We start from the raw sequence: 8957 nt of genomic DNA on the forward strand, positions 1-8957 counted from the left end.
TCCAGCAGCGGGGCGAGGTGGGCGTAGACGGCGGCAGGGAAGCGCTCGGGCGCGGAGATCATCGCCAGGCCGAACCCCACGCCAATGAGGGCGACGAAGCCGCGGAACAGGGGCCGGTGGCGGAAGAAGGGGAAGGCCTCCAGCGCCAGGCCGATGAAGAGCAGCGGGTACAGGAGGATGCCGGTGAGGCTGCCGTTGAGGACGTTGAGGACCCACCAGTACACGGTGGTGGTGAGGATGAAGCCGGCGCGGCCCAGCACGTCCAGCCACCGGGGTGCGCGGGGGTACAGCAGGGCCCCCATCATCGCCAGGCTGCTGGCGAGATAGGTGATGCCCATCTCCCGCACGAACGGGTACAGCGGCCGGAACGAGGCCACGCGGAACTCGTAGGGCACGTACGTCATCAGCACCCCGAAGACGAGCCCGATGAGCGCCGCAGGCCAGGTGAGCACCAGGGGTGGTGTCAGGGCCTGCGCGCCAGGCGTGCTCGGCTGGGGAGTGGATGCCATCACCGGGATTGACGCGCGCCCGGCGTGCTTGATGCCACTGCCCTCTGGTCGATCGTTGAGGCTTCGACAGCGCACGCCGCCGAGATGTGCAGATCACGCCACGTCGCTCCCATCCATGCGCACACGCGCCGGCTGCGAGTGTCGCCCGGGCGATAGTGCGCGGGCATCGCCTCGGTGGGCGCTGGCTCTCGAGGAAGCGCGAGGCAGCGCCGGGTTTTGGTCTAGACTCCTGGGGCAATGACACCGAAACAGCTCTCAGAGAAGGCCCGGCGGCTCGTCGCCGAGGGCGCAGTGCTGCTGGACGTACGCTCGCCGGAGGAGTTCCGCGAGGGGCACCCCAAGGAGGCGCGGAACATTCCCGTGCACGAGCTGCCCCAGCGGCTGGCCGAGGTAGGGCCGCCGGGGACGAAGGTGGTGGTGTACTGCGCCAGCGGAGGCCGCAGCGCGTGGGCGACCGAGATGCTGAACAGCAGCGGCTACCCGGACGTGTTCGACTTGATGTCCGTCTCGTACTGGTAGCCGCGCGCCTCGTTACTGGACGCGGACAGCGGAGATCTCCTCGGCCAGCCCGTCGAGGAGCTGCACGCGCCGGGTGACGTTGAAGCCAGCGGCCTGGACGAGCGAGAAGGTGTCGCGGTTGAGGCGGCACCCACCGGTCATCCAGGACCAGGCGGGGGTGAGCCCGTCCTGGAGGCGGGCGAGCCTGGGAGAGGGAGCGCGCACATGCTCGAGCATGCGCAGCTCGCCGCCAGGCGCGAGCACGCGGTGGAGCTCCGCGAGCCCGCGGGCCGGCTCATTCACGCTGCAGAAGACGAGGCTGGAGATGACGAAGTCGAAGGACCTGTCGGGGAAGGGCAGCTCCTGCACGTTGGCCCTGACGAGCTGGACGCCCGGGCGGCGCTGGTGCGCGCGCTCGAGGGCCTCAGCGTCGATGTCGATGGCGGTGATGGAGTCGACGCCCTCGGGGTAGCCGGGGAGGGCGAGCCCGGTGCCGGTGCCCACCTCGAGCACGCGGCCGTGGACACGGGCCACGAGCCGCCTGCGGGCCTCGGTGAGGCCCATCCACCCCAGAGGTGCCATCAGCGCGTCATAGATGAGCGCCTTCATGAGGACACCTGGCCAGCAACTACCGTGCGGGTTTGACGGAGCCCGAGGCTGTCGAGGAGGGAGTCGAGCCCGGCTGGGAGGCCCGCTTCGTGGCGAGTCCCCAGAGGCCGTAGGCGACGAGCAGGATGCAGCAGTACTGGGCGGGCGTGAGGCCGAAGTAGCGCGCGTCCACGTAGTGGAGATCCGTGGCCCGCAGGCTGTCGAAGAAGAAGCGGAACGGGGCGTAGAGCAGGGCCAGCATGTGCAGCAGCCGGTTCTGGAGCTTGCCGGAGTTGCGCAGGGCGAAGAGCACGCCGGCGATGGCGAACAGGGCGACGGCGTCGTAGAGGCCCAGATCGTGCCGGGGGCCGCCGTAGGTCGCGGCGGGGAAGTTCACGGCGAGGAAGAAGTCGGTGCGGATGCCGGGGTGATCATGGGCGACGAAGCAGCCAATCCGCGCCACAGCCCACCCGGGGGCTACACCCAGGGCGAACGCGTCCGCATACTTCGCGAAGCTCACGCCTCGCACGCGGAAGTAGATGATCGCGGCGATGATGCCGCCGAGCAGGCCGCCGAAGGAGGACAGGCCATCCCAGACCTTGAGGATCTGGAACGGGCTCTTGGAGAGCTCTTCGGGGTGGTAGAAGAACAGGTGGACGAGGTGGCCGACGACGACGCCCACGCCCACACCCCAGGGGGCGTAGTCATGGATCGGGTTCGGGTCGAGCCCCTGCTTGGCCGACTGCTTCACCACGATGCGCGCGGCCAGGAAGATGCCCAGCGCGACGAAGATGCCGAAGGGCTCGATGGGGCCAAGCTTCAGCGAGTGCGGGTTGACGTACGGAATCAAGAGAGCTCTCCAACGGGCGGGGAGGACCCCCTTACCCGCATGCGACGGTCCTGACGAACAATCCGTAGGGCTGAATCATCCACGGGGCCGCCAGGCTGTCGGCAGGCCGTGGCTTGGGCGCTTTGAATACACCGGGGTTCTTTGGCCGACACCCCTTCTGTACGCCATCGGTCACTTTCGCGCACCTGCAATGGAATGCTTCCCGATTCCCGACGTTCCAGGAATGGGCCGAAGGACCTGTACGTCACGGATTGGCGTCTACTAAGGGAAATCCGTAATTATTTGTCAGGGGTGCTCGGTCTGGTTCCACCGTGGCCCGTCGGAAGTCCGAAGTGGGGGATGAAATGAAGGCCGTCATGACGCCAGGTGTGCACTACACCGGCGAGATCCATGTGAAGCTGCGAGAGTCTGCCCCGGGGGTGCGCCTGGCGATGGCGCACACGCCGCGGCGTCGCACGCTGACGGCCATTGCCCGCTCTGCGGGTGTGCGCGCGCTGGGCTCGCTGGTGGACGCGCTGCCTGCACCCACGCACCGGGGCACCAAGCTCTCGGCAGAGCTGCCGCTCGTGCAGCCGGGCGGCGAGCTGGCGCGCTGGCACACCGTGCAGCTCCCCGGAGCTGGCGGCGGCGGCTCGAAGTCGAAGAGCTCGCCGTCGCAGGGGGGAGGACCGCAGCGCGCGGCCATGTCGCTGCGCGGCGGCGTGGCCCCCACGGCGCCCGTGGGTCCCTCCGCGGACGACGTCTGGGGCGCGGTGCGCGCGCTCATGGAGCAGCCCGAGGTGGAGTATGCCGAGCCAGACGCGGTGATGGTGCACCCCACCGCCGACCTCCCGGATCCCCAGGGGAAGAACCTCCCGAGGGACTGGCACCTGCGCGCCATCCGCGTGCCGCAGGCGTGGCGGCTGCTCGAGAAGGCCGGCCGGCGGCCCGGTGAGGGCATCCTCATTGGCCACCTGGACACCGGCTGGGCGGCGCACCCCGCACTGCCGGGCCCGGATCGGCTCCTGCCCGGGGTGGACCTGTGGGATCGGCACCGGATCGACGCGAGGGATCCGCTCGAGACAGGCGTAGGATTCTCTCCCGGGCACGGCACGGCGACGCTCTGCCTGCTGGCGGCCAACCACGAGGAGTACCAGGGCATGGCCACCTACGCCTCCGTGCTGCCGGTGCGCGTGTCGCCCTCGGTGGTGCACGTAGGCACGCACTCGCTGGCGCTGGGCATCCTCCACTGCGTCAGCCAGGGTGCCCAGGTGATCAGCATCAGCCTGGGGGGGCTGCCCAGCCGCCTCTGGGCGGACGCCGTGAACCACGCGTACGAGCAGGGGGTGGTGCTCTGCGCGGCGGCAGGCAACCACTTCCCGCTCGGTGGCTCGCTGCGCACGCCGACGAGCGTGGTGTACCCGGCGCGCTTCCGCCGGGTGCTCGGCGTGTCGGGCATCACCCAGGGCCTGAAGCGCTACCGCTTCAATGATCGCATGTCGGGCAATGACGGGCCGGAGGTGGATCTGTGCGCGCCCACTCCTGACGTGCTGTGGGCCTCACCGCCCAAGGGCTACCGGTTGGGGAGAGGTACCTCGACCGCCACGCCCCAGGTGGCCGCCGCCGCGGCGCTCTGGCTCTCCCTCCACCGCCAGGCGCTCGAGGACTTCTCGCCCATCGAGCGGGTGGAGGCCTGCCGCCGTGCGCTGCTGCTGGGCGCCGACGACGTGGGACCCTACCCGTATCATCCCCGTCCGGATCAACCGTCTCGGACGTACAACGAGTACTTCGGAGACGGCCGGCTCAACGTGGAGGCCACCCTGCGCATCAAACCCGTTCGCGGTCTTCAGCCCCAGCCTCGAGATGACGTGAGCTGGTCGCTGCTGAAGCTGCTCGGTGTCGGACTCCCTGCTGCCCCTGCGGGTTCCCAGGTGGACGCGGACCAGGTTGAATTGCTCTGGGCCACGCACACCGCTGGCGTGCAGCAGGCCGTCCAGGCCTCCATTGCTCCCGTTGTGTCCGGCAAGCTCCGGGCCCGGTTGGAGCTTCCATGAATTCTCCTGGGAAGAAGCACTGCAGTCCTCCCTCTCGCAGTCCGCAGTCCCCAAGCAGTCTGGAGTCCCAGTAAGGAGTGAACCTTCCATGACGTCCTATCTTTTGGTTCCCAAGGAGAGCATCGAGACCCAGGCGCGGGTGGGGGTGAGGGGAACAGCGCGCGGGGAGCGGCAGCTTCAGCGCTCCACGGCGCTGCGCTTCACGGGCGCGGAGCGCGCAGCCGAGGCGCTGCAGCAGCTCGGGCTGCGCTCGGCGACGCTGCCCGGCGCGCGTCCTGCCGTGAGCACGCCCAACGGCGGCAAGCAGCGCAAGGCCGGTGACATCAAGGTCGCCGCCACGCCCATCCCCGGCCCGGTGCAGGAGCTGACCGGCACGGAGGCCGGCTCGTACCGGTACATGCCGCTCATCGGCGCGACGATGGCGCACTTCTACTCGGACAAGGCCGAGCGCGCCGCTCGCGGCGAGCTCTCGGGCGACTTCGAGTTCATCCCGGACGTGGTGCCGCTGTCCTTCCCTGGCCCGGTGACGGGCGAGACGGGCCCGCGCAACCGCGGCATGGCCTCGCTGGCCGAGCGGGAGTGGCCCGGCGAGAGCGGTGTTCCCCTGGCCCACGCCCAGGGCATCCGCGGCGCCGGAGTGATGCTCGGCATCCTCGACACCGGCATCGACGCCGACCATCCCGAGCACGCCAGCAAGGTCGTCCAGTTCCGCTACGTCTCGCTCTTCCCCAACTCGCCCCACACCCCGGCGCGAGACGTGCGCGGCTTTGATCCGGACGGCCACGGCACGCACGTGGCGGGCATCGCCGCGGGTGTTCACCACGGTGTGGCCCCGGAGGTGGACCTCTACGTCGCCTCGGTCATCGAGTCGGAGACGATCCGCACCAGCCTCGGCCGCGTGGCCGCCGGCATGGAGTGGCTGCTGCACCAGTTCTCCCGGCCGGAGAACGCCTCGCGGCCCGCGGTGGTCAACATGTCACTGGGCTTCCCGGTGCAGTGCCCGCCCGGCATCGGCGAGGCGGACTACAAGCTCAACCTGCGCGCCCTGCAGACCATGATCCGTCGGCTGCTGGACAGCAACGTGCTGGCCGTTGTTGCGGCAGGCAACAGTGGACCGAACACGGTTGGTTACCCAGCAGGCTTTCCGGAGGCACTGGCCATCGGTGCAGTCGACTTCGACAGGAGAGTGGCCAGCTTCTCGGCCAGCGGCGTGGTAGGCAAGAGGACCGTCCCCGACGTCATGGGTTACGGTGTTAACATCTATTCAAGCACCGAGCGGCGGTGCAACAACCAGGCGTTCTACGAGCGAATGAGTGGCACCAGCATGGCTGCCCCTTATGTTGCGGGTATTGCCGCACTGTATCGTTGCCGTGCGCCTGACTTGACGGCGCTCGAGGTGAAGGATTTGATTCTGGCCAACACGGTCAAGCTCAAGCGCTCGTCGCTCCACCGGACGGGCAAGGGACTGGCCGTATATCGCTGACGACGTAGTGTCCGGGGCCGGCGCCATGGGAGCGCCGGGCCTGGGGGAGGAAGGGCCATGAGCAGGAAGCAGAACGGACCAGAGAAGGGCAGCATGTACCTGCGAGCAGTCCCTTCGGTCCGAGCCCTGCCGGGGAGGGGCGAGGGGGACGCGTCCACGCCGGAGTGGATCGACGTCACGGTCATGCCGGCCGAGCTCAACGCTCCGCGCAGTCGTGTGCCACGACCGGTGGCGCACAGCCGCGCGGCCGTCTACCAGGCAGGCCTGGCGGAGAACGCACGCTTTCGCGACGACCTCATGCGCTGGCTGGAGGCACACAAGCTCCTGGGCGCAGTTCGGTCAGTCAGCGAGCCGGGCGGCTCTCTGCCCATGTTGACCCTCCGTTGCGCGCCGCGCGTGCTGGACCAGCTGCGGCGTGCTCCCGAGTTCGAAGCGGGCACGACCATGCCCCTCGAGCTTCACTCGTAGGGCACACTCCCACTCATCCTCAGGCCCTCGTGCACGAGGCCCTCGTGCAGTCTCGTCTCACTCAACCGACACCCTGCCTCGCGTCTTCCTGAATAATCTAGAAACTCAGGATTGTCCCGGCAACCTGCCAGAGGCCGTTTAGTCGTAACCCTCAGTTACTCATTAGACACCTGCGAGAGGGTTTTGTTCTCCCAGGGTAGAGGGGCCCGCCGTCCAAGCGCTGGGTTGCATGGACCCCATGCACGCGGTGAATGTCGAGCCCGCGTGCGGCGTGGAGGCCGGGCTCAGGCCGCCTGCGCGGGAGTGGCCGGCTGCTGTCTGCGGCGGGCGCGGAAGCGCAGGTTGAGCAGCTCCACGCCCAGCGAGAAGGACATGGCGAAGTAGACGTAGCCCTTCGAGATGTGCTGGCCGAGGCCGTCGGCGACGAGCAGCACCCCGATGAGGAGCAGGAAGGAGAGCGCGAGGATCTTCACCGACGGATGCGCCATCACGAAGTTCGAGATCGGCCTGGCGAAGAGCAGCATCACACCGACGGAGGCGATGACGGCGCTCACCATGATCCAGATCTGCTCGGGCGGAACCATGCCCACCGCGGTGATGACCGAGTCGAGGGAGAAGACGACATCGAGCGCGAGGATCTGCACGATGATCACCCCCACGCTCACGACCTTCCCCGCGGCGGCGGGGTCCTCGTCCTCCCGCTCGATCTTGCCGTAGATCTCATTGGTGGCCTTGGCGATGAGGAACAGGCCGCCCACGAGCAGGATGAGATCGCGCCCGGAGATCTCCTGGCCGAGCAGGGAGAAGAGGGGCTTGGTGAGGCCCATGATCCAGCTGATGGTGAAGAGCAGCCCGATGCGCATGAAGAGCGCGAGCCCGAGGCCTAGCCGCGCGACCTTGTCGCGCTTCTCCGGGGGTAGCTTGGACGACAAGATGGAGATGAACACCACGTTGTCGATGCCCAGGACGATCTCCATCGCGCAGAGTGAGACGAGCGCGATCCACGTCTTTGGATCCTCGATACCAGGGAACAAGCAGGCAACTCCGTTTCGAGAGAGGAAACAGAGTCTGCGTCTATTGATGGGCAGCGTCCGTTCGGAAAAACCTCAGCGGACCTTCCATCTTCTCAAAGCCACGCCCTCAGAAGGCGAGGCCACCGTCGACGTCGATGGTGCGGCCGTTGAAGTAGTCGCACTCGAAGATGAACTTCACGGCGACCCAGATGTCCTCGGGGAGGCCGATGCGGCCCACGGGGATGGAGGCCACCAGCGCGTCCCGGGCCTTGGGGTTCATGCCCTGGGTCATCGGCGTCTCGATCATCCCGGGGGCGACGGCGCCCACGCGGATACCGAACGGTGCGAACTCCTTGGACCAGGTGACGGTGTTGGCGGCGAGCGCGGCCTTGGCAGAGACGTAGTTGGACTGGCCGCGGTTGCCGTGCCGAGCGATGGAGGACATGTTGACGATGACGCCGGGCTTCTGCTCGGTCTCCACCATCTTCGCCACCACCTCGCGCACCATGAAGGTGGCGCCGGTGAGGTTGACGCCGATGACGGCATTCCAGTCCGCGGTGCTCAGCTTCTTCACCTGGCCGGTGGTCTTGTCCTTCTTCACCAGCAGGGCGTCCCGGAGGATGCCGGCGTTGTTGATGAGGCCGTTGAGGCCGCCCATGGCCTGGTGGGCCCAGCTGACGAAGGAGATACAGTCCTCCTCGTTGGACACGTCGAGCCGACGACGGTGGATGCCTGCGGGCAGGGCGGCGAGCTTCTCCTCGCTGATGTCACCCACGGCCACCTGGGCGCCGGCCTCGTGGAGCCGCTGAGCGAAGTGGGCACCCATGCCCTGGGCACCGCCCGTCACCACCACCTTCAGGTCCTTGAGCTGCATGTGAATCTCCTGGTGAGTGTGGCGGCGCGAGAGCCTGGCCGCCGGAAAAACGGCGCGGAGGGTACGCCCAACACCCGGGGCTGGCCAGTGGGTTGCGGATGAAACCTGAATCGACCTTCAACTACCTATGAGCGGGAGTGTCTCCCACATGAGGCGCCAGCGCCTCAGGGCCTGGAGGCTGGGGCGGTCGACGGCTTCGGGCGAGCCTGGGGAGCACTCCGGGTGGCGTGCGCATACACACTCCGGGAGATGTCCACGATGAGGGAGCGGGCGACCTTCTCGTCGGGGATGCCGCTGGTGAGCACGACGAGGATGTAGGGGGCTCGGCCCGGGGGATAGACGATGGCGGCGTCGTGGAGGACGCCGGTGATCTGCCCCGTCTTGTGGGCCACGCGTGTGCCCGGTGGAAGGCCCGCGGGGATCTCGTCGTTCAGCTCCTGGGCCAGGAGGATGGTGCGCATGGCCTCGGTAGAGCGGGCCGAGGCCACCTTCCCTTGCTCGATGGCGGCCAGCAGGGTGGCGAGATCCCTCGCGGTGGCGGTGTTGTTGAGGCCCTTCTGGTACGCCTTCCCGTCCTCCACGCCGCGCAGCACGGTCATCTGCCGGGCCCCGAGCGAGCGCAGGGTCTTCGTGACGCGCTT

The 8957-nt window shown here is 68.1% G+C and carries 9 protein-coding genes and 1 pseudogene; 4 read left to right on the forward strand and 6 right to left on the reverse strand.

The window, feature by feature from the left end:
* Positions 1 to 509: pseudogene (locus VD972_RS34045) on the reverse strand (histidine kinase); the annotation flags it as partial.
* Positions 510 to 746: 237 nt separating this feature from the next.
* Between VD972_RS34045 and VD972_RS34050 the strand changes: the two are divergent.
* Positions 747 to 1028, forward strand: coding sequence for a rhodanese-like domain-containing protein (locus tag VD972_RS34050; protein ID WP_324992971.1), 282 nt, complete (start codon positions 747 to 749; stop codon positions 1026 to 1028).
* 12 nt (positions 1029 to 1040) lie between these two features.
* Here the strand turns inward: VD972_RS34050 and VD972_RS34055 are convergent, their stop codons facing one another.
* Entirely contained in the window at positions 1041 to 1616 is a 576-nt protein-coding gene (locus VD972_RS34055; protein ID WP_324992972.1) for a class I SAM-dependent methyltransferase, read from the reverse strand.
* A gap of 19 nt (positions 1617 to 1635) precedes the next feature.
* Positions 1636 to 2445, reverse strand: a complete 810-nt coding sequence (locus VD972_RS34060) for a prolipoprotein diacylglyceryl transferase (protein ID WP_324992973.1) — start codon at positions 2443 to 2445, stop codon at positions 1636 to 1638.
* 344 nt (positions 2446 to 2789) lie between these two features.
* Between VD972_RS34060 and VD972_RS34065 the strand changes: the two genes are divergently transcribed.
* The 3 genes from VD972_RS34065 (at position 2790) to popD (ending at position 6429) form a co-directional block, all read left to right on the forward strand.
* Entirely contained in the window at positions 2790 to 4478 is a 1689-nt protein-coding gene (locus VD972_RS34065; RefSeq protein WP_324992974.1) for a S8 family peptidase, read from the forward strand.
* 88 nt (positions 4479 to 4566) lie between these two features.
* On the forward strand, positions 4567 to 5961 hold the full coding sequence (locus VD972_RS34070) for a S8 family peptidase (protein ID WP_324992975.1): 1395 nt from the start codon (positions 4567 to 4569) through the stop codon (positions 5959 to 5961).
* Between the two features lie 57 nt (positions 5962 to 6018).
* Positions 6019 to 6429 (forward strand): PopC secretion inhibitor PopD, encoded by a 411-nt coding sequence (popD, locus tag VD972_RS34075; protein WP_324992976.1) that lies wholly within the window; start codon positions 6019 to 6021, stop codon positions 6427 to 6429.
* Positions 6430 to 6713: 284 nt separating this feature from the next.
* Here the strand turns inward: popD and VD972_RS34080 are convergent, their stop codons facing one another.
* The 3 genes from VD972_RS34080 to VD972_RS34090 form a co-directional block, all read right to left on the reverse strand.
* Positions 6714 to 7463, reverse strand: coding sequence for a TerC family protein (locus VD972_RS34080; protein ID WP_324992977.1), 750 nt, complete (start codon positions 7461 to 7463; stop codon positions 6714 to 6716).
* Positions 7464 to 7569: 106 nt separating this feature from the next.
* Positions 7570 to 8316 (reverse strand): SDR family oxidoreductase, encoded by a 747-nt coding sequence (locus tag VD972_RS34085; protein ID WP_324992978.1) that lies wholly within the window; start codon positions 8314 to 8316, stop codon positions 7570 to 7572.
* 164 nt (positions 8317 to 8480) lie between these two features.
* Positions 8481 to 8957, reverse strand: a 477-nt coding sequence (locus VD972_RS34090; protein WP_324992979.1) for a serine hydrolase, incomplete at its 5' end; no start/stop codon positions are given.

Source organism: Hyalangium sp., assembly GCF_035629615.1.
Taxonomy (GTDB): domain Bacteria; phylum Myxococcota; class Myxococcia; order Myxococcales; family Myxococcaceae; genus Hyalangium.

Excerpts from the sequence above, each read along its gene's own strand:
- VD972_RS34085 (WP_324992978.1), bottom strand. The coding sequence starts at position 8,316 with ATGCAGCTCAAGGACCTGAAGGTGGTGGTGACGGGCGGTGCCCAGGGC.
- popD (WP_324992976.1), top strand. The coding sequence starts at position 6,019 with ATGAGCAGGAAGCAGAACGGACCAGAGAAGGGCAGCATGTACCTGCGA.
- VD972_RS34070 (WP_324992975.1), top strand. The coding sequence starts at position 4,567 with ATGACGTCCTATCTTTTGGTTCCCAAGGAGAGCATCGAGACCCAGGCG.
- VD972_RS34065 (WP_324992974.1), top strand. The coding sequence starts at position 2,790 with ATGAAGGCCGTCATGACGCCAGGTGTGCACTACACCGGCGAGATCCAT.
- VD972_RS34055 (WP_324992972.1), bottom strand. The coding sequence starts at position 1,616 with ATGAAGGCGCTCATCTATGACGCGCTGATGGCACCTCTGGGGTGGATG.
- VD972_RS34050 (WP_324992971.1), top strand. The coding sequence starts at position 747 with ATGACACCGAAACAGCTCTCAGAGAAGGCCCGGCGGCTCGTCGCCGAG.